Below are 25,147 nucleotides of genomic sequence, written 5' to 3'. Positions count from 1 at the left end.
AGAAAGGTTCTTATATTCTTAACCTCCCTATTGTATTCGTATTGGATTACTTAAATGAGAGCTCTATCTTTTTTCTGTGTGTTGTTGGGAATGGGATTAGTCCAGGCTTGTGCAGTGTCCACAGTACCGCCGAAGTATCAGGGTCAATGGGCGGTGACTCAGGAATCCTGTAACAACGCTGCGCCGGCAGCTTCTATGATTTTGGCGAGTGACCGAGTTCAATTTAAAGAGTCGTCAGGCCAGTTAATGGCCGCCAGCCAGAGTGATAACAATCTTCACCTGGTGTTCAATATGCAGGGTGAGGGAGAGGTCTGGAAGTCAGAGGAAGTTTACTCCCTGGCTTCTGGTGGAGATGTATTGGTACGCTATACCCAAGACTCCACCTTCCAGTATTTTCGCTGCAACTGATCGCCAGTGAATATTGCTATTTTTTCCACTAAAAATAGCTGAAAAAGACTGTAGTGTTTTCCACTTTGCAAGCGGGTAAACCGCTACCTAAAGTTTGGCAAGGTAGGGTGCATGTCGGGGCTGAAATCTGCGTTCAGCCCCTAAAAGCGACTGGCTCCTGCTGTGTGGGTCATTTGGGCTCCCCAGTTAAAATTAATTTTGCCAAAGAGTGACTTCGGTACAGTTTTAGCCGCTCTCCATTAATGCACCTTTTCCCTATTCCTCTTCTTTGCGCGGAATCGCCCAGTATTATCATTTGATGCCATATCACCACTGGCATCAGCCTGGAATCAAGGCGCCTCTGCAAGATTTACAGAGGCTTATTGATTATTTTTGCGCGCTAAAAGCCTGTAACTGGGCCTTAATCGCCTTGATAAAGGTTTGCACCTTTGCCGGCGGCCTTTGGGAAAATAGATGCATATAGTGAATGGGGGCTGCGGCGATAGGGGTTATCGGACAAAGGGTGCCTTTGCCGACCATTTTCCGGGTAATGATATCCGGTAGCCGGGCAATGCCTATGCCGGCCTCAACCAACTGTACTATGTCGTGTAGGGAGTTACAGCGCACTTTGGGCGTAGCTCTTATTAAAACCTCGTTGCCTAACTCATATTTTAGCGGCGTACCCTGCCAGTCATTGGCAATATGTGGCCAGTTTTGCAGTTCGGAGAGGTCCGGGGGAATACCGCACTGTTTTTCAATCAGCTGTGGGCTTGCATAGAGGCTTTCCTCCAGCAATCCGAGCTTTGAGACTTTAGCCGATTGCAGCTCAAGGTTGCCCACGCGAATGGCCAGGTCTACCTGGGACTCAATCAGATCCATGGGGGAATCATTGGCCAATAGCCTGACTTTCAATTGTGGGTGCTGTTCGGCCAGTTTGATAATTGCTGGGACAATCAGCGGTTCACACAGTGCGTGGGGAGCCGTTACAGATAATGAGCCCGCCAATTTATCGCTGTTATGCCTGAGGCTTGCCAGTGCTGAGTTATAAATATCTTTAATTTCCCGGCAGTGGGCATAAAACTCCGCACCTGCCTCGGTGAGAGATAGGGAGCGGGTGCTGCGGTAAAGCAAGCGCGTGCCAATATCTGACTCCAATCGGGTAATGGTTTGACTGACTGCCGACTTGGTGCGCTCCAGGCGGTCTGCTGCCAGGGTGAAACTACGGGCCTCTACCACCGCTAGGAATACCTGCATATCTTCCAGGCTCGGTTTCATCGTTCAATTTTCCTAAACACTAATATTAACCAATGGGTATTTATCACAACCGGTGCCATGGTGCAATCTATGGGCATAAGGTCGTTACCTATAGCAGAAGAGGATTTTGAAGTGAGCGATATCTTGATTGAAAAAACAAAAGCTGCCAGTGAACAGTGGAAGTTTTACTTCAACAGTGGCAATGCCGCCGGGTGCGCATCCATGTATGAAGCGCAGGCCCAGATGACCGCTAAACCGTTTGGTGTATTTGAAGGTCGCGAGAGTATACAGACGTTCTGGCAAAATCTGATCGATCAAGGTTTCGCCGATGTGACCTATATTGGCGCAAAAATTGAGGTTGTGGATGAAATCTCCACCGTGCTGTCGAGCCAGTGGAAAATGAATCATGCACAAGGTGTGATCACCCGTGAGCTGTGGGTCCTACAGGAGGACGGTACTATGCTATTACGTGATGATCAATTCGAAGCAGTCAACCCGAACGACAAGTAAGGACACTAGCTGTGAACGAGTTTTGGTATAGCTTTAACCGCGAGAAAACTGACCAACAATATAACCCTACACTGTGGACGCGGCGCCTGCCGACGGATCTTTTGTTGCCGTCTCACGCTGAATTTACTGGGAGTCGCAGCGAGGCTTATCGCAAAGCGGTTAAGGCGGGCTTGCATACGGCCAGTTTTGGCGAGGGTGACTTATCCGGCTCGATGGATGTTTTCAGGCCGAATGACGTCTCGGAAAATGCCCCGATCGTAATATATATCCACGGGGGCTGGTGGCAGTGGTTTTCGAAAGAGCAGTTTTCTTTTCTGGCTGAACCTTTTAACAAAAAGGGTTTTGCGGTCTATATGCCGGGCTACCGTATGGCTCCAGACTGGGAAAACGACACCCCAATGGAGTCTATTGTCACACAGATGCAGTGGGCGGTGGCGAGTGTACTGAAAGAGGCTGAGGCAAAAGAGGCCCCGTCGGTATATCTGCTCGGACACTCGGCAGGCGGCCAGTTGGCTGCACTATTGCACCAGACTGACTGGAGTCAATTTGGCGTATCTGCATCGGCACAGAGCAAGTTGAAAGGGGTGTTTTCCCTCGCCGGGCTCTTTGATATTCGCCCACTGGTGAATAGTTTTGTCAATGATGCCATTAATATGTCGATGGAGTCCGCTGAAAAAGTCAGTCCCCAGCTATTGGAGTCTGGTGTTGATACAACGGCGTGTCCCCTCCATTTAATTGTGCCAGAATTTGATACTCCTGAATTCTTTCGGCAGACCAAAGAGTATCAAGAGAAAATGCTGAAAATGGATAAGCCCTGTCATTTCAGGCTGGCGAATAATCGGGATCACCTCGACCTGATAGAAAGGCTGGTAGATGACAGCGATGAAGTTTTGACTTATATGCTTGAGCATATGCAAGCCTAGCGGCGGCTTGTTATTTTTTATCCCGATAGGTCCACACTGACGCTTTTGTTGTTTGATGACTAAAACACTGGCATCGACAACAGGCTCAGTGTGATGACCTGCCCGCAGGGGTGATAGGGTGTTTTAGCATGGTGCTTAAGAGGCCGGCGTTTATATAACTTCTATTGGCGAATTATAATAAGCGTTTAGTTTCTCCGCCTGGATAGATTATGCCGAGACCCAAGTCCACGGTTGCGCTGGATGAAGTGCACTGGGGTGCCCTGAAAACCCTTTTTCCCTACCTGTTAGAATTTCGCCGCGCGGTGGTTTTGGCGATTCTTTGCCTGATCGGCGCCAAGGTTGCCGGTGTTACCCTGCCATTTTTACTCAAACATATCGTCGATGATCTGGACAGCGCCGGGGGAATCGCTCAGGCGGTGGCAGTGCCTTTGGGGCTGCTTTTGGCCTATGGGGCCGTCCGCTTTTCCAGCACCCTGTTTGGAGAGTTGCGCGATACCATTTTTGGCCGTGTGACCGAGCGAGCCCAGCGCAGGATCGGCCTGGAAGTGTTCCAGCATTTGCACAAGCTGGATTTGGACTTCCACCTGAATCGCCGTACCGGCGGTCTCTCCCGGGATATTGAGCGGGGCAACAGCGGTATTGGATTCCTGATGCGCTTTATGGTGTTCAATATCGTCCCCACCCTGGTGGAAATTGCCATGGTGGCGGGGCTGCTCTGGTGGAACTACAGCGGATTATTCGCGCTACTCGTATTGCTTGCGGTTATTGTTTATATCGGCTTTTCTATCGTGGCTACGGAGTGGCGCACGCGCTTTGTCAGGGAGCTGAACGAGGCCGAATCCCAGGCCAGTAGTCGCTCTGTCGATAGCCTGCTCAACTATGAAACCGTCAAGTATTTTGCCAATGAGCGACACGAATCCAGTCACTATGACCGGGAGCTGGCCAGCTGGGAAACGGCGCGGCGCAAGAATAGATTGTCCCTATTTGGCCTCAATATCGGTCAGGCCCTGATTATTGCCAGCGCCATGTGTGCGGCAATGGTGCTCGCTGCCGTCGGTGTCAGCCAGGGAACTATGACCATCGGCGATTTTGTGCTGGTGAACGCCTTTATGATGCAGATCTTTATACCGCTGAATTTCCTCGGTTTTGTCTACCGGGAGATGAAAGGGGCCCTGGCAAATATCGAAAAAATGTTCTCGCTGCTGAAGATAAAGCCCGCCGTTGAAGACCTGCCCCAGGCTCCCTCTCTGGCGATGGAGGAAGGGCGCATTGAGTTTGACCGTGTCCAGTTTGGCTACAAGGGCAACCGGGAAATACTCAAAGGGATTAGCTTTGCTGTGGAACCGCGTCAAAAGATCGCAATTGTCGGTGCCAGCGGCGCGGGCAAGTCCACCCTGTTTAAGCTGCTGTTTCGTTTCTATGACGTTAATAGCGGCTCAATTTCTATTGATGGGCAGGATATTCGCAGCGTTTCCCAGGAGTCGTTGCGCAGAGCGGTTGGCGTAGTACCCCAGGATGCGGTGTTGTTTAACCAGTCGATCCGGGAAAATGTGCGCTATGGTCGCGTGGACGCCTCCGATGGGGAAGTGGATGAGGCGATTAGGCACGCCCAGTTGGCAAATTTTATCCAACAGCTGCCGGAGGGGGCCGATACCCTGGTGGGCGAGCGCGGGCTCAAATTGTCCGGCGGTGAAAAGCAGCGGGTAGCTATTGCGCGGGCCTTACTTAAAAAGCCTCCAATTATGATTTTTGATGAGGCCACCTCATCTCTGGACAGCCACTCGGAGCAGGGCATAGTGACCTCTCTACAGGAGATTGCACGGGAGCAGACCACACTGGTGATTGCACATCGCCTCTCCACGATTGTCGATGCGGACCGGATTCTAGTTCTCGACCAGGGGGAGGTTGTCGAGCAGGGTGCCCATAGTGAATTGATACGCGCTGGCGGATACTACGCAGCCCTGTGGCGTATACAACAACAGGAACGTGGAACTGAGGCGCAAACGGCAGAGCTACCCGCATCCTAACGGTTGATAAATCCCCGCAGCCAGACTAATGTGGCGCCGATACAAAAAATTGATAGGCAGAGCGATATGACCATTCCCTTTCAGGCCACCAAGATAGCGGCAGCAGTGTTGGCACTGGCCCTTGTTGGCGCTTGTTCCAAAAAAGAGCAGCAGAGCGATGAGGTTGCCAAGGCGGAGGCTGAGGCCCAGATTGTCGAATCCAAGACAGTACCTGTACCCGAAGGCCAAAAGGTAGAGGATGCGGATAAGCGTTTTGATATCTATGTACCGGTTGAGCTCACCGCAGACCTGGGTGATCTGACCGAAAACCAGCGCAAAATGATCGGTTTGTTAATCGATGCCAGTCAGATTATGGACCGCCTCTTCTGGTTGCAGTCCTATGGTCCGGCAGAGGATTTACTGCCCGATATTGAAGATAACCGCGCGCGCAAGTTTGCCGAAATCAATTACGGCCCCTGGGATCGCCTGGACGATAATAAACCGTTTATTACCGGTTATAGCGACAAGCCCCTCGGCGCCAATTTCTACCCGGCAGATATGACTCGCGAAGAGTTTGAAAGCTGGGATCAAGCGGGCAAAGACGGCCTCTACTCCCTGGTGCGTCGCAATAGCGCCGGCAAATTGGAGCTGATTCCATACAGCCAAGCTTATAATACAGACCTCAATAAGGCCGCAAGCATTCTGCGCCAGGCCGCAGGCTTGGCCGAGAGCAAAGAATTTGCCCAGTATCTCACCATGCGTGCCGACGCCCTGCTCTCCGATAATTTCCGCCCCAGCGATATGGCCTGGATGGATATGAAGGAGAATGATATCGACGTGGTCATTGGTCCTATTGAAAATTACGAGGACCAACTGTTCGCCTACCGTACCGCTTACGAGTCCTATGTTCTATTGAAAGACAAGGAGTGGAGTAAAAAGCTGGCCAAGTTTGCCGCCCTGTTGCCCGAGCTGCAAAAGGGCTTGCCGGTTGAAGAGAAATACAAGTCTGAAGAGCCCGGTACCGACTCAGACCTGAACGCCTACGATGTGCTCTTCTATGCGGGCCACAGCAATGCGGGCTCCAAGACCATTGCGATTAACCTCCCCAATGATGAGGAGGTACAGCTGGCCAAGGGCACCCGTCGCCTTCAGCTTAAAAATGCCATGCAGGCCAAGTTTGACAAGATCCTGGTGCCGATCAGCGATGTATTGATCGCTGAAGATCAGCGCAAGAACATCACTTTCCCGGCGTTCTTTGCCAATACCATGTTCCACGAAGTGGCCCATGGCCTGGGTATTAAAAAGACGCTAGAGGGGGGAAACAACGTGCGTCAGGCCCTGAAGGAAACCTCTTCTGCACTGGAAGAGGGCAAGGCCGATATCCTCGGTTTGTACATGGTCACCCGCCTGCATGAAAAAGGCGAGCTGGAAGAAGGCCAGCTGATGGATAACTACGTGACCTTCCTGGCCGGTATTTTCCGCAGTGTGCGCTTTGGTGCCGCCAGCGCCCACGGTAAAGCCAATATGATGCGCTTTAACTACTTCAAGGAGCAGGGCGCATTCACTCGCGATACCAAGACCGGTCAATACAGCGTTGACTTTGATAAGATGCAGCAGGCGATGACCAACCTGTCCCGTCTGATTATTACCATCCAAGGGGATGGCGATTACAACAAGGCCAAGTCCCTGCTGGAAACCAAAGGCGTTATTGGCCCTGAATTACAGGCTGACCTGGATCGTTTGGCTGAGGCCAGCATCCCGGTTGATGTTACCTTTATTCAGGGTAAAGAAGTGTTGGGTATAAAGTAATTCTCTAGCGCTTTAATTAGTAAAAAACCCGGCCATGGCCGGGTTTTTTTATGTCGGGTTTATAATTAGTTTTGCCGTGTTAGTCACTGTTGTTACGGATTCTTTTTCAGCTAATCCCTTCGCATTAATAATGCGAGCCCCTCTGGGTATTTTTTCTTATTGCGGAATAGCTAATCCTGTCCAAGCTAGAGGGGGAATAAATGCCCCGCACCTCGGTTAAGCGAGCTTGCTTTAAAGTGAATAGGGTGCTGTTATTATTCTGAAAAATTTAAATGGCAATATTGTTAGCTGAAATGCCTCTTTGGGTGGTGCTCCTTATAATTTGAACGATACACTCGATACCGATTGTAGTGGTACGAATATTGGGTTTCTAACGGCTTTTTCAGAGAGGGCTGCCTGTTTGCAATAGCTACCCGTCTCTCTAGGCTGGTTGATTAATATTTTTGCAGTGATTTTGGTTTCGCTATTTTGATTCGGTTAATTTCCACTAAATAGTTGGCGCTTGCTGTTTTGAACTGCTTGATTTGTAGGGGCGATCAGCAACAATTTAAAAAGCAGGCTGCATATCGTTTAATTATGAAGAGTCTGTTTCAGGGGATGTGAAGTTGATCAAAAATAATCACTGACTTTCCGGTTGGTCCTTTAATGTGGTTTGCGATGTTGTTATAACGTAATGATTTCGGCGCGCTTGAAATAGCTTGTCAATAAAATTTCAATAACAATGGATTGACTATGTCTCGTGTTTTGCACTCGGGTACTAAAAACGCTTCCACCTGGGCCTTTAGAGCTTGGTTGGCCCTGCGTGAGCAGGAAATTGAGTTTGATGAAGTGGTTGTGGATATTCGCCAGCCACAGCGGGTGCAGAACTTACAGCGTATTGGTGAATTATCCCCCGCGAGAACTGTGCCTATTTTACAAGACGGGGATACCATTATCTTTGACTCCCTGGCGATTATGGAGTACGCCAATGATATTGGCTCCGCTGAACTTTTACCCAGAGAACCGTTGTTGCGGGCCAGATCCAGAGCCCTGCTCAGTTGGCAGCACTCGGGTTTGTCTGGGTTGTGCCCGCGCCTGTCTTTTGAGAGTGCGTTTTACCCGGATAAGCGCTCAATGACTCCAGAAGAGGAGATGGACGCGGAGCGCCTGTTTGCCGCTTGGGAGGGCGAGCTTGAGCAAAATGGTGGCCCCTACCTGATGGGGGACCTCTCCCTGGCGGATTTGGCTTTTGTACCAACGGTGATCAGAATCTATTCCCACAGCCCCCATTTGCAGCCCTGGCCACAGACCCGACAATGGATAGAGAGACTGTTGGCGCGCGCGAGTATCAAAGAGTGGATGTTGGAGGCCTCCCGCTTACCCCCGGTACTATTGCCCGATTATCACTAGAGTGCAGTTTCTTTACTTTTATGTGCCGGAAGCCGTCAACCGCTATCGGACAGTCTAGCCCCGATTTGTTTTCTGAATATCTCTGGCGCAAATCATCGAGGAAAAGACGCAGGCTGCGTATTTTTTATAAAGATAAAGTTTCAAGCGCAATTGTCGGCCGAAGATAATCTCAATGAGGTCTAAACTGTGCAGGGTTAAGCGAAGCGCCAGTGCGTGTAAGGCGAGAAAATTGGCAAATATTCAGGATAATAGTTAGGTCAATGAAAAGATTATTCTTTAGTTTATTTTTTCTGTTGAGTAGTGGTGCGCAAGCCTCATGTTATTTGGAAGAGTATGAGCGCTTTATCAATACCCAGAGTTTGGTGATGCTTGAGGCTCTGGTAAAACTCTTTGAGGCGGACAAAGAGAAGTTTAACGAGGTTAAACCGTTTGTGAAGTTAGAGGTTCGCAGCAATAAGTTAAAGGTTTATATCGCAAAAAAGCTCAGTGAGGAAAAATCCTCTATCCTTAACCTGGAGGGGCCGATCGCAAACTATGTTCCCAGTGTGTCAGTGCAAATTATGCCGGATGGCTCTATTCGGGATAAGGTCGATCTGGCAATGTCTGACGATGTTTTTTATCGGGCAGAGAAGGCCGCTATGGCGCCAATGCAAAGCCTGTATCTTTACTATGAAGGGATGAGTAAAGCGGAGAAACAGCGTTTTTCCCGCGCAAGAAATTCCCTCGGCGGCCATATGCAGAAGATTGAGCAATTCTCCTATATGAAGCGTGCATTTACGATGCGCCTTGAAAATGTATGCCCTGCAAGCAGTTGAGCATATAATTTTTTATGCTGCCATTTGAAATAAAAACAATCGCGTTGTTCCTGCTCACGGCGCTGGCTGAAATAGTCGGCTGCTATATGGTCTACCTGTGGTTAAAGCAGGATAAAAGTATCTGGTTGCTGCTGCCGGGCGCTATTAGCTTGGCCATATTCGCCGGGTTGCTGACATTGCACCCGGCCCCGGCGGGGCGGGTATATGCCGCTTATGGTGGGATTTATATCTTCTCCTCAATTATCTGGCTGTGGCTGGTCAATGGCGTTAAACCTACCGTTTGGGACCTGAGCGGTGCGGGAGTGGCGATGCTGGGGATGGCCATTATTATGTTTGCTCCAGAGCAGAGAATCGCCTAGGGTTTTGCAGGCAAGATTTTTACAAAAGGGCCCAGAAGACTAGTGATGGGCCCTATACTCGATACCGGTCTATTCGATGCAGGACTCATTAGAGGTGTTGAAGTCGTTTGCAAACCAGGTAGTTCCTACACATGGGGATGAGCTGTCATCAAACATGTCGCGTATAATATTGGATTGAGCTTGATTTCCAAGAATAATATTTCCTACGGGCCCGGTATCATCTACTAAAATACCGTATTCTCCGTTGCTTGAGGCTGTATTTTGTATAACACTGGTGTAATTTGCATCTATAAGAATTATTCCTGCGAAGTCATTGTTGCGCGCGATACTTTGGGAGATACGGGTGTAGTCTCCAAAAATGGCAATTCCAGCAGCTAGATTACCGCTCGCATCGACTGAAAAAAAGCTATTCTCATCTCCGCTAATATAGATGCCGGTGTCTTGGTTGTCGGTATGGCTGGAGCTGTTGAAAAAATTATTATCACTGCTAACGGACACGCCTAGAGTACCATTCTCTGATGTGGTGACCCCCACTATAGTGTGGAAACCCGTGCCCTCAACGGATATGCCGGCGGTGTCACAAGCTCTGATAGTTCCACTGGATGGTTGGCTATTACTTAATCCCGCGAAAGATCCATCCAATAAGATTCCAATAGCTGATCCATCACAGGAAAGCGTAAATCCATTCAGGTCAAGACTGCCGGTTGGCCCGGTGACGGTAATGGCCGGGGAGGCTGCGCAATTTATGATGTCGGCATCCAGCACCTCGGCAGTCGTGATAGTATCTCCGCAGCTTACCGCTGAGACGATACTGGCAAAACCGACCAAGCCGCAGCCTGTTGTGGCCATCAGTATCGATTTAATATGCAATGCTTTTTTCATTGGTGCGTCCCGCCGTGTTTAGTGGTTGGCTGGCCTATGCAAATATTTCGAAGTGTGGTCTCTATTTTGCCGTTCGCAATAGGAATTTTTTCCTATGTTTTCCGTAGGCTTATTTGTTTCGGGCTTTGAGAAACTTTCTTCTTAGATTTTCTGCACTATCTTCCTATTGTTGGGGCGGCTCCCCGGAATAATACTCAGGAGGCGTTGTAAATTTGGATCTTTGCAGGGTTAAAGTTTACGCGTGTGGGTGTTGACACTAGGGAATTTAAGTGCGGCTCAATCATGGATGGCTTTCTACCAAACTGATTGGATAAGGTGCAAATTGGTTTTTCAGTATAAAAAGCCGGGTTTAGAGACGTTCTATATTTGAGGGCGGTAGATATGAAAAGGTGTGCCCCGTTGGCGGCAGGGGTTCTGCTTGCTGTTGCAAGTTATGGGATTCTTGCTTCTGACAATACTGCGATTCAGAGTCAAGTCGGAATAGGGAATAGTGTGACCGTGGATCAAAGTGATCCAACGGTGACGTTCAATTTTGTCAATCAATTCCAAGATGGAGACGACAATACACAATTCGCCTCGCAAATAAACAGTAATACCTCGAGTACAATTATTCAGGGGCAAGTGGGCGATTTAAATGACTCCACCGTTGCTCAGAATGGGTCCGATACGGTGACCGCTAATATCGCCCAGACTGGGGACAGTAATATTAGTGTGGTTAATCAGACACTGTCTAATGCCGATGTGGTGGCAATTAGGCAGTTCAATACGTTTAACTTTGCCACAGTTAATCAATCTAATAGCACTTCTGGCAATATTACTATCACTCAGACCGGCGATTCCAATACTGGGACTGTTGTGCAAATTGGTAGTTCTGCCAGTGCCGCAGGCACTGTGCAGCAGGGCAATTCAAACACGGCTACGGTGAACCAGTCTTTTTCTACTAATAGCACTTCCTCATTGAACCAATTAGGTGATAGCAATTGGGCTGATGTTATGCAGGTGGATAGCGATAACGCGAGTACCATCAGCCAACAGAGTGACTCAAATAATATTGTCCATTCGCAGTCTGGCAGTTTCAATCAGGCGAATAGCACACAGATTGGTTTAAATAATGTGGGGGTAACAATTCAAAGCGGGGCCTTTGGCTCTGCTACTTCATTTCAGCAGGGTGATGCAAATTCATTTACGCTCAGTCAGGTTAATGATTTCCAGACTGCCAATATTTCCCAGAATGGGGATAGTAATATGGTGCTTATTGCACAGTAGCGTTGTATGAAAGCAGAAAACCGCCCTCTGAGTGAGGCTGACTCACTCAGAGGGTGGGCTTATAGCGATCGCTAGCGGGGCAAATTAGAAGCGGTAAGTCGCGGAGATACCGACATTGCGCGGGTCGATAATCGATGCGTAACCGTCTGGGTAGCGGCTGCCGACCGGCTCAACTGTCAGGTAGGCTTCCTCGTTCAGGGCATTGTTAATATAAGCAGAGATGCTCCAATCTTCGACTTCATAGTTAACATTGAGGCGCGCGATGGTGTAATCGCCGGCCACTCTCTCGTCGGTATTGCTGAAGTCGCCGTAGTACTCTCCTACATAGTTGGCAGAGACGCCCAGACTCAGTGCATCATTAATCCAGTATTTTGTGCCTAAATTTGCGGTGATATTCGGCGCTGAGTTGAGTTCATTGCCATCGGCATCTTCGTAATCAACACCCGCATCGGTGATGTCAGTTTCCAGCAGGCCCAGGCCGGCGCGCAACTCCCATTGAGGGGTTAGCATCGCAATAGCTTCGAGCTCTACACCGTAAGTCTCGACTTCATCCATATTGACGATAGTGCGGGAAGAGCTGAGCGCCTGATAGCCGGAGTAGTCGTTGAAGAACAGGTTACCGTTAAGGCTGACAGTGCCATTTGCCAGGCTGCTGCGCACGGCCAGCTCGTAGGTGTTAACGGTTTCTTCATCGTAGTAATAGTAATCGCCCGCGCTAAAGTTTAGAGCACCACCGGCGGAGTTGTAGCCTTTGCGCGCGCTGGCAGCAACGGTAGTGTCTTCGCTCAGATCGTATTGCAGGGCGATCTTCGGTAGGGTGATAGTTTCATCAATATCCAAGCCCGCGATCAGGTAGCCATTGTTGAAGTTGAAGTTGCGGTCTTGTTGTTCGTTTTCAACACGCAAACCGCTGATTAAGTTCAGCCTATCGCTTAGTGCGTAGGTCACTTCACCGTAAATAGCGGTAGAGGTGCTCTCGTCATCACCAAAATAGGTAACGCTGTTGGAGCTGTTAAAGTCCTGCTCTCGCTCAAAATGTGCGAGGCCGATAAAGCCGTGCAGGGTGTCACTGGTGAGACCGAAATTGAGCTTCGCATCAATAGTGCTGTTCTGCTCATCCATGCGAACGTACTGCTCGCTGCTGGCTTCTTCTTCATAGGCGTCAAAGCCCCACTGGTAGTCCATATAGGCTGCCAGGACTTCGATAGAGATATCATCGCTGATTTGGTAATCCACTTTAACACTGGTTGTGGTGGATTCGGTGTCCATGTCGCGGTAGAAATAAGTCTCGTAGTCGTCAACACCGGTTAGGGTGTAGTACATACGCCCGGTGTTTCCCTCTTCGCTGTTAGTGGACACGGTAAACAGTGTCTTCAGCTTTTCAGTGGGGGTCCACAGCAGTTTGCCTTTCAGGCGCTGGGTTTCCAGGGTATTCAGGTCGAAGTCAGCGGGATTGCCCTCATACTCTTGGGCATTGCTGATGGTGTCGCCGGTAAGCTGTTGGGCGGTCAGGCGGAAGGCGAGGGTGTCTTCAACAATCGGGCCGGAAATCATACCGGAAGTGTCGATATAGCCGTCCTGGTTGCGATAACCCACACGGGCGGCACCTTCCCAGTCGAAGCTGGGGTCCTTGGTTTTGATATATACAGAGCCGGCAATACTGTTGCGCCCATTGCTGGTGGACTGGGGGCCGCGGAATACTTCAATTTGCTCCAGATCCCAAATACCGCTGTCGCCAGTGAGATCCGCAACAAACGGCTCGGCAACGCCATCAATAAGCGTGGAGACTCGGGTTTTGGCGCCGCCGGAAAAAGAGTTAAAACCGGTGGCCGAACCGTTGCCGGAAACACCGCGAATATCCGGTGTGGCGCCAGATAGCACTACCACGTTGGAGATATTCGACACCGCATCAGTAATGCTCAGGTGCTGCATGCTGTTCAAGGTTTCTTCGGTAATTACAGATACGGAAGAAGTGGTTTCCTTGAGGGATCGCTCTGTCTTCTCGCCGATAACAAGGATGTTTTCCATTGCCTGCGGTGCATACTCATTCCCTTTCTCTTCTGCGGCGATAGCGTTCGCCCCAATTGAAGTAAGGAGGGTAAGTGAAACGGCGTTGCTGAGCAGGTGGCGTTTATACATGACGTAATCCCTAGCAAGATAAAGAAGTCAGAGCGACGAGGAAAATCGGCAGGGAATATAATGCTAATAATTCTTATTTGCAAATGCGGGCTTCTCGCAATAAAATTCCACTACTCTGTCGCCGGGCAATGGCTTGGGCTTGCTTGCGACAACTGACCAGGGCTTGGTAATCAGGCTGTCACCGTATGGGGCAGTACCTCTAATTCTTAAGTGAAAACTTGCAATGTATTCCTCAGTTTTAGTCGGACTCGGGCTACTTAGTTGTATTCTTGCCTCGTCTGTTTTTTATTTGGGCTGCCCTAATCAGCAGTGGCGCGAGCAGAGACCCCTCCAGTTTTACCCCGCTCTCTCCGCCAGTCTCGTACTTCTTGTCATCTCCTGGACACTTTTCCGTCAAACTTTTTCAGCAATGTCCTCCGCCTTTACACTTCTTTGCTTATTGATGTTGGCGCTGGGGTTATTGCCTTTTACTGGGGTGCTCGATAAGCCCGGAAAAGTATTAGCCGGGAAAAAGAAGCGGATTCAAAAGGGGCTGCAAGGCTATAAACCACAGTGGTGGGTAAAAAGCCTATGTGCAGTATTTTTGGGGTTGCCAATAGCGGTTGCTATTGCCAGCTTGCTGGCCGTGTGGGCCCCCGGCGATGCAGCGGTCGACGACAGAAGTCAGTTTACGATGTGGCTGATCAGCCCAATTTGGCTCACTGCGGTGAGCTTGGTCTATCTGTTTACCAGTGCCCGGCGCATGCTGTCCCTCTATCTGGGGCTGAATGTGTTGCTATTTACCCTGCTGTGGATTGCGAGATTCGGAGGTTGAGATTATGCGCGTTGAATTGATTAAAACTTATAAGAGTGTGCATACCTGGACCGGTATTATCGCAGGTCTGTTTCTCTATATCGCCTTTGTTGCCGGTGCCCTGACCATGTTTAAGGGGCCACTTAACCAGTGGGCCCTGCAACCTGAGACCACTTTGCCAACGATTCCTGTAGAAAAGTATGACCATCTGATTTCTGAAGTTTTGCAGGCGCACCCGGAAGCGGCAAAACAAATGACGGTGCAGCTGCCGTTAGCAGGTCTGCAAGCGGCACCGGTGAGCTGGGAAATAGAGGATGAGCAGACCCATGAGCACACGCTGTGGTATGCCAGCTTCGATAAGCAGGGCGCGCTGATTACTCAGAGTTTTACGGTTTCTGCGATTGGTGAATTTGTTGACCACCTGCATCGCACCGCAGGTATCCCCGGCGGTGAAGGTCACGATGCTTTTGGTACCTATGTACTGGGTGCAGTTGCAGCCCTGTATTTTGTGGCATTGATTTCAGGTCTGATCGTCTTCTTACCCTCCTGGTTCAAGGATTTACTGGTACTGAGAAAGGGCAAGAATCGCAAGCGCTACTGGCTCGACTTTCACAATGTACTGGGAATTACCTCGCTGCCATTTCATCTGGTGATCGCTTTTACTGCATTCGTATTTGCCTTCCACGACCCACTTTACGATGCCCTGCGCGTGACCGCCTATGGGGACTCGCCAATGTTCACCCGGCCTGCGCCACAGGAGGTGAAGCACTTCTCTGAGCTGGTGCCGGTTGCCGAATTGGAGACGGTGATCCAGCAGCGCGAGCCCAAATTCCAGATGGCAGAAATCCTCTATATAGGCCTGGATACGCGCTCCCCGCGTATGCGGGTGGGGGGAATAATGCACGGTGAAGTGGTGCGCGGCGCTGAGTATGCCTATGTGCTCGGCAATCCCTACCTGAGAGAGCTTCCCTACAGCAGTATTCTGCCCGGTAGTTTTAATGGATACAGTGGTACGGTAATAAGTATTTTCTCCCTGCATTTTGGTAGCTTTGGTGGCGATGCGGTGCGCTGGATGTATTTTGTACTGGGTATTATGGGGGCACTGATCTTCTTTAGCGGTAACCTCTTGTGGATTGAAAGCCGGCGTAAAAAGCGCCGGGGCCAGGGGGCCTTGCCCGTGCAAACAACCTCATCCCGGGTTATGGCGAGGTTGACCGTGGGGGTTGGCCTGGGAACTCTCCTGGGGATAGCCGTGAGTATGCTGGCCGTGAAGTGGCTGCCTCATGGACAGGTGGATATTGAGTTTTGGCAGAAGGCCGCTTATTACACCGGTTTTCTTTTGGCTGTGGCCTGGGCGTTTACCCACCGCCCAATGGCTGCCGCACGACAACTTATGATTTTCTGTACAACTGCAATTTTCCTGATTCCAATCAGCTCGCTGATAAGAGGTGAGTTACTGGGAGCGGCAACCCCGGTATGGGCCGTTGATTTTGTTGCCCTGCTGATTGGGGCATGCTTTGTGTTACTCCTGGCGCGCCTGCAAAAACGGCAATCCAAAATCGAGCCGGATAGTGTTTGGTTTGAGCCTTTAGAGAAGCCAGTGGTAGGCAGTGATATTTCGAACGCTCTACCCAATACCCGCCCGCAGGCATCGGCTTAATAGCGCAGGGGGCTGAATAATTTAGTAATATCCTGGTGCGGCTGACAGAGTGCTCACACTTTGCCAAGCCGCGCCTTGCTGGAGGTCTGGCTTTCCCCTCCAATCAGTGTTGCTGTCTTATTTCAAAGGTTGTAATAGTTACAGTTACCCTTTGTTGGCAGTGATATCATCTATAGCGTCCCTATCGCTAAGCGGTGGGGATAATTTAACCCAGCCGACACCGGTCAAATTTATCCTCTACTTCATCCCAGACTTTATCGTGATGATGGTAAGCCTCATAGGGAACAATAGTTTTAGTGTTCTCATCCCAAAGTTGGAGGTGTTCGCTATCAATAAATCCAATTGTAGGGCGATAGTATTTGCCATTATGTTCCCACTCGCCTTGATCTAAGTTTACGCACAGTTCGGCTAAAAATTCAGTGCATAGCTGCTCTTTCTTGCTATTGGATAGTTCAGTATTTTTCAGGCAGCGCTTAAAGTTTTGTATAATGAATAAGCGAAAGTGTTCCGCCAATTCTTCAAATGTATCATCTTTATCTAATTCTAACTTCACCTTCATCTTTTCCTATATTGTTGCGCGACATCACTACTGCCGTTGTTTGGACTGTGCTTCCTAATACCTTCTGTAGCACTCTGTTGTGGTCAAGTCCAACCGGACACCTCTTTAAGCACATTTCTCAAATTCGATAGGGGTTACATCCCCCAATGTTGTGTGTATTCTGCGTGAGTTGTAATAAGCAATGTAGGCTCTCACATCTGCTGTCGCGTCCACCCTTGTTTCATAGAGATTTCCCGTTAGCCACTCTCGCTTTAGGCTGCTAAAAAACCGTTCTGTTGGTGCGTTGTCCCAGCAATTTCCTTTACGGCTCATTGAACATACCATTCCATGCTCCTTCAGCAACGCCTGATAGGTATGGCTGGCATACTGACTGCCTCGATCAGAGTGGTGTAGAAGGCCTTGCGATGGTGTGCGTAAATTGACGGCCATCATCAGCGCACGACTCGCCAAAGCCGTTTCCATCTGGCGATCCAGGTGCCAACCAACTATCCGGCGTGAATAGAGATCAATCACTACCGCCAAGTACAACCATCCCTGTAGTGTCCAGATGTATGTAATATCCGTAGTCCAAACTTGATTTTTAGCACTCGGCGAAAAATCCCTATTCAGAAGGTTCTCTGCAATGGGCAGTTGGTGCTTGCTATCTGTCGTCAACGCAAAACGCTTCTTGCGTTTTACTGACAAACCTAGCTTTTTCATTAGCTTTCGGACTCGATAGCGCCCAATTTTAAAGCCTTCTCTGCGTAATAGCTTCATTAGTCGGCGGCTTCCCAAGCTCTGCCGAGATTCTGCAAATAAGGCCTTCAAGCGATGGCATAGTTGCCATGTTTGGCTATCTATTGAGCTATCACTGCGATGGCACCAATCGTAATAGCTGCTCTTTTTTACCTGCATTACTCGGCAAAGCATCCTAACTGGAAAGCTACTTTTCTGCTCTTTGATGAAGCTGTACTTTACTTCATTTCTTTCGCAAAGAAGGCGCTGGCCTTTTTTAGGATTTCCTTCTCCATCCGCAAGCGCTTGTTTTCACGTCGCAACCGATCCAATTCAGCGCGCTCGCCTGCATCCAACCTTACTCCGCTCTCTTCCTGCTTCAGCTCCTTTACCCAGCGTCGCAAGTTATTAGCAGTGGTCCCTACAGCCTCTGCGGCCTTAGAAATCGAATAGCCTTGTTCAGAGACAAGAGCTACAGCGTCTTTCTTGAACTCCGGCTTGAATTGCCGGCGTGTACCTTTTGTTGTCATACGTCACCTCACTTGGTAGTTTTACCATCTTAGCGAAGTGTCCGGAAGTATTAGACCACTACACTCCCATTCACTTGGGTCGATAGAGTTGTTATCTTCAAAGCTTTCGCACTCTACTAATATCTTATTGTTATCTGGATCGATAATCATTCCAGAATAACCACCCGGAGTCATTGCTATCACCTTAAATTTAACCCCTTTATCCATAAGTTTTTTGCAGTAACTAAGAAAGCCAGTTTTTAGTTTGTAGCTAAAATAACAATAGTTTTCCTGCGGGAAGTCTCTCTTGATCTGCGGCCGTATTCTAACTTTGTCATAGCCGGCAATGTTTAGTTTGAAGCCGTAATCATCCTCGAAAAACCCCATTTTATTTTCATAAAAATCTTTGGAGGCGTCTATATTCCTGGTGGGGATGTAGGTGATAAACATGGAGGTCATCCTTTCTCTTTGCGGCGTTTTATCGGGGGGTGTATTTTGTGGTGTTTTCATTCACATTTTTATAGTCCTCTTTCTTGCTAGGCGAATAGGCTGTTCTATTGGGTTCTTGTGGGGTAGACGATATCACTATAGCTTTGTAGGCAGCGTTCCATACCACTTGGCCTTCTTGATAGATAAAGCTATCGAGGCCCTGCTGGGTGTGGATATTAGGTTTGCGTTCCTGTAGAGGGGTATTGCCACCCCAGAGGCGGTCAGATTGCTTGCCGCTAGAAGATTTACCAAGGTGTTATCGTGGGTGTCCAGAACTGTTCAACCCTTTGGCGCGAGCGCCTGACCGATATCAGCTGGTTTATGCGCTGCCTGAACGAGTCCATCGCCCGCCAGGCCAATGCCGAGGACAACTGCACCGGTCGTTTCTGGGAAGGGCGTTTCAAGTCTCAGGCCTTGCTGGATGAAAGAGCCCTTGCCGCCTGCCTCGCTTACGTGGACCTCAACCCTATCCGTGCCGGTATCGCTAAAACTCCAGAAGAATCCGATTACACTTCGATCCAGCAACGCATACACACAGCCATCTCAGGCCAGCAGCCCAAAAGCCTACTGCCACTGGTGGGCGGGGAGCGCCAGGATATGCCTAAAGGCTTGCCTTTTCAGCTGGATCACTATTTAGAGCTGGTAGACTGGAGTGGCCGGCAGCTGCACCCTAAAAAGCGCGGGGCTATTTCCGAAAACATCCCACCTATTTTAAATCGGCTGGGTATTTCGCCAAAACACTGGCTCTATCTAAACCGCAATTTTGAAAGCCGCTTTAAACGCTTGGTGGGCTCGGCGGAAGCGGTACGCCAGGTCTGTGCGCAGCAAAATAAACGCTGGGTACACGGGCTGCGCGATTGCCAGCGCTTTCTTAGCCCCACCCCCTGCTAAATTACAGAAATCCGCTTCTCAGCTGCCCCTAGATTCCATCGCTCCCGACTCTACTCTCCCCTAATTCCCTACGGACTCCCCAAAAGATCTTTTAACGCCAAATTGCCATCTATTTTGAGACAGATATACCTGTCACCAAGTAGTGGCGCAAAAATTTTTTCCTAGATTCCGATTCTCCATTCTTTGGATGTCCAGGAATGTTTTGCTTCCAGGAATGTTTTGAGATTCCTTCTTTGGGTGTCTAGGATTATTTGAGGATTGTTTTGGGAGTGTCCAGGATTGCTCTTGGATTGTGCCAGCCAGTCTGTGGGTGTCCAGCATTTTGGCATTTTGTCTCGATTTCCCCAGTCTATGGATGTCCAGAACTGCATTCACAGAACTGCATTCAGAACTACAGAACTATTGTTTGCCCTGGACAGAGGGGCACATTAAAAGTGCCCCTTTATAAGCTCCAAATAAACCTCTTGTGCCTTGTAGGCCACCTCCATATCAAAGCTCTTAACTGCCTCCAAAAATCCTTTTGGAGGCAAATATTTATATCCCTTAATATAGTGGTAAATTAATGAAGGTGCTGCAAAATACTCTCCCTTTTTAATTGAAGGCAACCAAACTTCAGAACCACCCAAAAAGACCGCCTTCCCTTCATGTAAAACGGAGATGTCCGTTTTTCCTGATAAAGCACACGGATCAAGACTCCTCGTCCAATTTACATGAACATCAACATCACCTTTTAAAACTAGAATTTCAGCCAGCTTAGTTAAGATTGAGTCGTCAACCTCTCCCGTTGTAAACTTTTTGCTGCTATCGAGCCAACCAATATTTCTAACCGTTGCTACAGGTATTTTTAAGCAATAACAATAATTACTCAAATCTTCATAGAACATAAAATTTGCCTTTATTTATACTCAGTACATGCAGCCCATTGCACACAACCCATATTAGGCTGTAACAATCGATCCAAGGTGATTCCCGAATAAACTGTTGTTGAATTTTGAAGGATATTTAGAGGCGGGTTTGTAGGAGCACTTAAAGTGTAATTAGGCACCTTAGCTCCTGGAAGCCAGGTAGTCATACCTTTAATATCATTTGCGATTCTTGGGTTTTGAGCTGCGGCTCTCGCTAGACCGTCCCAGTCTCCTGTTTCAATATAGCGTCCAGTTTCATCAAGTATTCTTATACCTTCTCTCGGGAGGGTCACCGCTGATCCATTAGGCACTACAACGTCCCCACTTCCGAAAACATATTTACCGTGTCCCGCAAGCGCTGTTCCTGTGCCGCCTGGTGTTACACTACCTGCGAATTGGTGACCTTCACTACTACCTAGAAATGACCTTTCTAAAGAAGTATTGTTTAGAGCAGCACCTTTCTGAACTTGCGGCCCAGCAATCGTATTAACTTGCCTATAGGAATCTTCCTTCGCCGCAGTCAACCCCGACGGGTCTACCCACCCAACCGGATTGGGTACATACTGATAGCTATTCGCCCCACCCAACAATCCAACCGGGTCCTGCTGAGTAAACTCCCCAACTTCTGGATCATAATACCTAAACCGATTGTAGTGCAGCCCAGTTTCTTCATCGAAGTACTGCCCCTGAAAGCGGATAGGCTGCTCTATCTGATTCTTATGGGCTAAAGCGATATTGCCATAACTCTTATAGGCAACACTCCATACTACTTCACCTTCCTGATTGGTAAGGGTATCCGGCGTACCCAGATGATCCAGATGGTAGTGGTAAACCTGTTCTTTCTCTTGCTTGCCTTCCTTTAGTGCAACCGGCTTGAAAGTACCCGGCTCAAAGTAGTAAGTCCGAGTATTCAGGTCCTGCCGAGTGTGGATATCAGCTTTGTTTTCACGAAGCAGGACATCTCCATCCCAGAGGAAATTGGTGTATTCACTATTGCTGCTCTTACCAATACGGCGGCCCAGCGGGTCGTACTGGTAGTGAATCTCCTGCTGAAGCTGTTCTGCCCCTTCTTCCAGTTTGAGCTTTTCTACCCGCACCAACTGTTGACGAGTATTGTAGTGATAGCGGGTTTGCAGCTTCTGCCCTTTGCCACGCAATTCGGCAATGCGGTTGCCGTGAATATCGTAGCGGTAGTGGGTATCACCACGGAAGGCTAAGCGATTGCCTTTGACTTGAGTAGAGCTGGCCTGCTGTTTGGCTTCATCCTTTGAGTTGGCGGCGGCGAGAATATTGTGTGCAGGATCATGCACAAAATACTCGGGGTTGGGGCCATCTACCTGGGTGAGGCGATCCAAGGCGTCGTAGTGGTAGCTACGCGTGCCACGCAGACTGTCCTCAATTTTAGAAATCTGGCCAGCTTTGTTGTATTGATAGCCGCGCTCCAATATGGAGTTTGTACTTTGGGTTGGATCAGAGACTGGGCCGCTGGCTTTGTTTAGACGTAACTTTTGCAGCCGTCCCTGAGGATCATAATCTCGCTGGCTTTCCAGGCCATTGCCATGCTGGCGCTGGCTCTCCCGGCCCAGTTCATCGTGACTGATGCTGGTGATCAGCTGATTGGCGTCACCACCCACTGGGTGGCGGTGCAGGCTTTGGAATTGGCCGGCGGGGTTAAAGGCGAAGTTGAGCACTTCGCCATCGGGTAAGGTTGTGGCGATACGGTTGCCAGCGGCATCGTATTTATGGGTAAGCTTCTCTTTGCCCTGCCAGTCCGCAGTGACACGGCCATTGGCATCGTATTCCCAGCGCAGTTTGCGGTGGCTATTTTCCGCTTCGATTAGCTGGCCGCTGCGGTTGTAGCGGAAGTTGGTAATCCCATCTGGAGTCACTTCTTCCAACATACGCCCGAAAGGATCGCGTTCAAAGATCGTATCGATACCCTTGCCGGTATCAGGATCAGTTACCGCTCTTGAACCGATCAGATGGCCGGCGCGGTTATAGGCATAGCGGGTTACGCGGCCGTCGAAGCCTACCTCTTCAATCAGGCGTTCGTTGAGGTCGTATTTAAGCTGGTAGCACTCGCCATTTTCATTGGTGAGTCCGATTAAGTTGCGCTCGCCGTCGTAGTGGTATTCCAGGCGGCTACCATCCGGATTGGTGCGCGCCTTAACTTGGCTGAGGCCGTCGTAGGCATAGCAGGTGCTGCGGCCTTCGGAGTCAGTAATTTCGGTAAGCAATCCTTGGGCGTTGTAGCTGTACTGGGTGCGAGCACCATCTGGGGTAATAACCGCACGGATACGATCCTGGCTGTCGTATTCGTAGCGGGTGACTTGGCCGGGGGCGTGCTGCACTTCTTGCAGGCGGCGGGCAATATCATAGCGATAGTGCTGGCTGCGCCCCATGGGGTCTTTGATCGCGGCCAGCCTGCCTTCCGGGTTCCACAGGTAGCGGGTGGCATTGCCGAGGGGGTCGGTAACACTGCCGATCAGACCGACCGGGTTATAGCTGTAGCGGGTGCTGTTGCCGAGGGCGTCGGTGGTGGCGACGATCTGGCCGTTTTTGTTGTATTCGCGCTGCCAGGTGTTACCGGCTGGGTCGGTGACTTTGCCTGGCAAGCCTTCGCTGTTGTATTCGATACGGTGGCTATTGCCGGCGGCATCGGTCTTTTGGATTAGGCGTCCCTGATCATCGTACTGATAGATCTCTTCGCGCAGGCTGCCATCATCGCTGGGCAATTGGACCTTGGTTACCTGACCCAGCTCATTGTAGCTGTAGAGCGTCTCTGCGCCCTCGGGGTCGCGGTGATAAATGGGTAGGGCGCGCTTATTAAAGCGGTAGCGCTCCTCGCCACCACGGGTATCCGTCACCGTAACTCCGTGACCATCCTCATCCCAGGCAAAGGTGTAGTTGTAGGTGGCCTGGCCATCGATGGGGTCGCCCCACTGGCGTATACAGCGGGCTGAGGGACCTTCTCTATCCCATTCAAAGTAAAAGCGGTAGCCGGTTTTTAAAGTGCGCTCAGTAATAACATGCTGGTGATATTCATAGTGCTCGCTATAGCCATCCGCATCGGTGGCTTTTATCAGGTCACCTTCATCACTGTATTCATATTGAGCCAGTATTTTAATGCGGCCATCGCGGGTTTCTTTTTTTAACTCACCCATGCGCAGGCTGTTGCGCTGTCCTTCCGGTGGGCTGATATGCAGGGCTTCGCCGAGACTACTCTCGATACAAATCAGGCGCTCGCCGATATAGTGGAACAGGTAGTAGTTGCCATAGCCGTCGCGTATTTCAGAGAGTTTTAGAGTGCCGCTCTCGCCTATCGCCTTGAAATGTTTTTGTACGCCATTTAAGGCGCCGTAGGGGCTGATCACCCAGTGCTCATCGTTCATTCGGGTGAGCGATAGCTTTTCCACCACATTGTGGCTTCGCCCGCTATTGCCCGGTGTCGGTAAACTAATTACCCGACCCTCGGCATCATAAAACTTTACGGTTTTATTACCCGGGACCAGGCGCTCGTTTAAGGTGTGCGCCCAGCCATGGCCTAATCCAAAATCCTCACTATTACTGCTGCGATAAGAGCGGGTTAAGGTTAATGGCAGCGGGCCATCCAGTACCGCATCCACCAGGGATAAAAATTCCTCCCCGGTTTTTAAATTAATGGGATCGCCGCTGTGATAGGAGTCATCTGGACAGGGGACAACCTCACCCTCCGGTGTTTGTCCCACTGCATTAGTAGCATTGTCAGGCTCGTTAGTATTGTTCGCTGGGTTATTTTGCGCTTCATTTGAGTCGCTGCTGTGTTCATTGGAGTTTGAGGTAGTAATATTCGAAATATCGAGGCTACTTGAAGAGGTAGCGTCGTTCCTTAAACTCTCTTGTATATCAACCTCAAGGGAACTAAAGTCGGAGAAATTGGCGCCATCACTGTTGGATGCCTGTTGTTGCTGGCCGCCTCTGGCTGTCGCTACGTTGGACACCTGCTCGATAATCAGCTGATTCTGTATTAGGGCGCGGTGAATTTCCCGTCCATAGATGGATAAATGGCTCGGGGGCTCAGATGCGGGGCCCAGAGAAAGAGTGCCCGAGGTGTCAGCTGGGGTACTTGCAGTGAGCAGGTTATAGGAATTAGATCCCGGGTCGAAAAAGTGCTGGTAAATTTTCTCGATCGCTGCATCGTCAAACATCGAAAGCAAATGGCCGGCATCGGCTTGGATGGGAGTACCAGTTTGAGATGCCCAGCCCATACGGACTTCGTACTGGATACCGTCTTTATTCTCAATATTTAGCAGCATTGTATTTCCTTAAGTGTTCACGTTCTGGGATAACCTGGCTAAATACATGACAAACTTAGGGTGCTGGGCAACTATAAATGACTTGGGCACCTGTTGATTTAACTTATTTTTATAAGGGCTTCTAAAAACATGATTCAGTTGACCGTAAGTATGTGATTTTTTTAGGTAAGTATTGGTGCCGATCAAATTCGATTTTTAGATTTGTGAGTGATTTTCTATTAAAGCTGGTGGAATTCTAACGTTTAGACTTCCCTCTTTGTTTAAATTTTTAAAGCTGCGAGCCCAGTGTCGTCGGGTGGTACCGGGTTCTGAAGCCGATTAGATGAGATTACCGTAAATTCTATAAGAGTAATAGGCTGGGGTAGGGATATCGAAGGTGCAATCAAAATTGTATATGTTAACTAAAATATATTGCCGAAATTTTTTGTCTATATGGGATTTGTAAGCCGCTAGAAGTTAGTGTAGCTAGCAATAATGAAGTATAAGGTGTGATCGACAAGCCTGTGTTCGAATCCTGTGCTGGCGCGTGTATAGCGAAATCTGAGTAGATTTCTGAGCCAGATGAATCGATTGGCGGTAAAAGCTTCTGTAGA

General features: G+C 49.4%; 20 protein-coding genes. 12 read left to right on the top strand and 8 right to left on the bottom strand.

Annotation, left to right across the window (positions count from 1 at the left end; genetic code table 11):
- Window positions 1-54 precede the first annotated feature (54 nt).
- A complete protein-coding gene (locus ACJJIK_RS08785) occupies window positions 55-408 on the top strand; it encodes a hypothetical protein (RefSeq protein WP_444931892.1) in 354 nt (117 codons plus the stop codon).
- A 366-nt stretch (window positions 409-774) separates the two neighbouring features.
- Here ACJJIK_RS08785 and ACJJIK_RS08780 read toward each other — a convergent pair whose 3' ends face one another.
- A complete protein-coding gene (locus ACJJIK_RS08780; protein WP_444931891.1) occupies window positions 775-1,662 on the bottom strand; it encodes a LysR family transcriptional regulator in 888 nt (295 codons plus the stop codon).
- A 69-nt stretch (window positions 1,663-1,731) separates the two neighbouring features.
- Here ACJJIK_RS08780 and ACJJIK_RS08775 point away from each other — a divergent pair, with 69 nt between their 5' ends.
- From ACJJIK_RS08775 to ACJJIK_RS08745, 7 genes are all read left to right on the top strand, one after another.
- Window positions 1,732-2,151 carry an isochorismatase gene (locus ACJJIK_RS08775; RefSeq protein WP_444944785.1) on the top strand — a complete coding sequence of 140 codons (420 nt, stop codon included), beginning with the start codon at window positions 1,732-1,734 and terminating at the stop codon, window positions 2,149-2,151.
- Window positions 2,152-2,162: 11 nt separating this feature from the next.
- Window positions 2,163-3,074, top strand: a complete 912-nt coding sequence (locus tag ACJJIK_RS08770; protein ID WP_444931889.1) for an alpha/beta hydrolase — start codon at window positions 2,163-2,165, stop codon at window positions 3,072-3,074.
- 209 nt (window positions 3,075-3,283) lie between these two features.
- A complete protein-coding gene (locus tag ACJJIK_RS08765) occupies window positions 3,284-5,101 on the top strand; it encodes an ABCB family ABC transporter ATP-binding protein/permease (RefSeq protein ID WP_444944784.1) in 1,818 nt (605 codons plus the stop codon).
- A gap of 66 nt (window positions 5,102-5,167) precedes the next feature.
- On the top strand, window positions 5,168-6,889 hold the full coding sequence (locus ACJJIK_RS08760; RefSeq protein WP_444931887.1) for a dipeptidyl-peptidase 3 family protein: 1,722 nt from the start codon (window positions 5,168-5,170) through the stop codon (window positions 6,887-6,889).
- 732 nt (window positions 6,890-7,621) lie between these two features.
- Window positions 7,622-8,278, top strand: coding sequence for a glutathione S-transferase family protein (locus tag ACJJIK_RS08755; RefSeq protein WP_444931886.1), 657 nt, complete (start codon window positions 7,622-7,624; stop codon window positions 8,276-8,278).
- Between the two features lie 260 nt (window positions 8,279-8,538).
- Window positions 8,539-9,093 carry a hypothetical protein gene (locus ACJJIK_RS08750; protein ID WP_444931885.1) on the top strand — a complete coding sequence of 185 codons (555 nt, stop codon included), beginning with the start codon at window positions 8,539-8,541 and terminating at the stop codon, window positions 9,091-9,093.
- A gap of 14 nt (window positions 9,094-9,107) precedes the next feature.
- The gene (locus ACJJIK_RS08745; protein WP_444944783.1) at window positions 9,108-9,452 is read left to right on the top strand and encodes a YnfA family protein; all 345 of its coding nucleotides are present in this window, start codon (window positions 9,108-9,110) and stop codon (window positions 9,450-9,452) included.
- A gap of 69 nt (window positions 9,453-9,521) precedes the next feature.
- On the opposite strand, the gene ACJJIK_RS08740 is transcribed toward ACJJIK_RS08745, so the two are convergent.
- Window positions 9,522-10,334, bottom strand: coding sequence for a right-handed parallel beta-helix repeat-containing protein (locus ACJJIK_RS08740; protein ID WP_444944782.1), 813 nt, complete (start codon window positions 10,332-10,334; stop codon window positions 9,522-9,524).
- A gap of 381 nt (window positions 10,335-10,715) precedes the next feature.
- On the opposite strand from ACJJIK_RS08740, the gene ACJJIK_RS08735 reads away from it, so the two are divergent.
- Window positions 10,716-11,600 carry a hypothetical protein gene (locus tag ACJJIK_RS08735; protein ID WP_444944781.1) on the top strand — a complete coding sequence of 295 codons (885 nt, stop codon included), beginning with the start codon at window positions 10,716-10,718 and terminating at the stop codon, window positions 11,598-11,600.
- A gap of 84 nt (window positions 11,601-11,684) precedes the next feature.
- Here ACJJIK_RS08735 and ACJJIK_RS08730 read toward each other — a convergent pair whose 3' ends face one another.
- Window positions 11,685-13,739 carry a TonB-dependent receptor gene (locus tag ACJJIK_RS08730; RefSeq protein WP_444944780.1) on the bottom strand — a complete coding sequence of 685 codons (2,055 nt, stop codon included), beginning with the start codon at window positions 13,737-13,739 and terminating at the stop codon, window positions 11,685-11,687.
- Window positions 13,740-14,322: 583 nt separating this feature from the next.
- Here ACJJIK_RS08730 and ACJJIK_RS08725 point away from each other — a divergent pair.
- Both ACJJIK_RS08725 and ACJJIK_RS08720 read left to right on the top strand, forming a co-directional pair.
- The gene (locus tag ACJJIK_RS08725; protein WP_444944779.1) at window positions 14,323-14,553 is read left to right on the top strand and encodes a hypothetical protein; all 231 of its coding nucleotides are present in this window, start codon (window positions 14,323-14,325) and stop codon (window positions 14,551-14,553) included.
- Window positions 14,554-14,557: 4 nt separating this feature from the next.
- The gene (locus tag ACJJIK_RS08720; RefSeq protein WP_444931879.1) at window positions 14,558-16,192 is read left to right on the top strand and encodes a PepSY-associated TM helix domain-containing protein; all 1,635 of its coding nucleotides are present in this window, start codon (window positions 14,558-14,560) and stop codon (window positions 16,190-16,192) included.
- A gap of 205 nt (window positions 16,193-16,397) precedes the next feature.
- Here the strand turns inward: ACJJIK_RS08720 and ACJJIK_RS08715 are convergent, their stop codons facing one another.
- The 3 genes from ACJJIK_RS08715 to ACJJIK_RS08705 all read right to left on the bottom strand — a co-directional run bounded on the left by ACJJIK_RS08715 (window position 16,398) and on the right by ACJJIK_RS08705 (window position 18,484).
- Window positions 16,398-16,745: a hypothetical protein gene (locus ACJJIK_RS08715; protein WP_444944778.1), complete on the bottom strand. Its 348-nt coding sequence runs from the start codon at window positions 16,743-16,745 to the stop codon at window positions 16,398-16,400.
- A 111-nt stretch (window positions 16,746-16,856) separates the two neighbouring features.
- A protein-coding gene (locus ACJJIK_RS08710; RefSeq protein ID WP_444944777.1) for an IS3 family transposase occupies window positions 16,857-17,995 on the bottom strand; the annotation gives its coding sequence in 2 pieces (ribosomal slippage) (window positions 16,857-17,746 and window positions 17,746-17,995; 1,140 coding nt in all).
- 21 nt (window positions 17,996-18,016) lie between these two features.
- The gene (locus ACJJIK_RS08705) at window positions 18,017-18,484 is read right to left on the bottom strand and encodes a hypothetical protein (RefSeq protein ID WP_444944776.1); all 468 of its coding nucleotides are present in this window, start codon (window positions 18,482-18,484) and stop codon (window positions 18,017-18,019) included.
- A 240-nt stretch (window positions 18,485-18,724) separates the two neighbouring features.
- Between ACJJIK_RS08705 and ACJJIK_RS08700 the strand changes: the two genes are divergently transcribed.
- Window positions 18,725-19,354 carry a transposase gene (locus ACJJIK_RS08700; RefSeq protein WP_444944775.1) on the top strand — a complete coding sequence of 210 codons (630 nt, stop codon included), beginning with the start codon at window positions 18,725-18,727 and terminating at the stop codon, window positions 19,352-19,354.
- Window positions 19,355-19,782: 428 nt separating this feature from the next.
- On the opposite strand, the gene ACJJIK_RS08695 is transcribed toward ACJJIK_RS08700, so the two are convergent.
- Complete coding sequence (locus ACJJIK_RS08695; protein WP_444944774.1) at window positions 19,783-20,238, bottom strand: DUF7919 family protein; 456 nt, start codon at window positions 20,236-20,238, stop codon at window positions 19,783-19,785.
- Window positions 20,239-20,249: 11 nt separating this feature from the next.
- Window positions 20,250-24,554 carry an RHS repeat-associated core domain-containing protein gene (locus tag ACJJIK_RS08690; RefSeq protein WP_444944773.1) on the bottom strand — a complete coding sequence of 1,435 codons (4,305 nt, stop codon included), beginning with the start codon at window positions 24,552-24,554 and terminating at the stop codon, window positions 20,250-20,252.
- Window positions 24,555-25,147: the final 593 nt, after the last annotated feature.

It is taken from the genome of Microbulbifer regidiadema (SeqCode) (assembly GCF_052466995.1).
The sequence above is the reverse complement of the archived record's forward strand: the minus strand, read 5'-3'. Positions and strand labels throughout refer to the sequence as shown.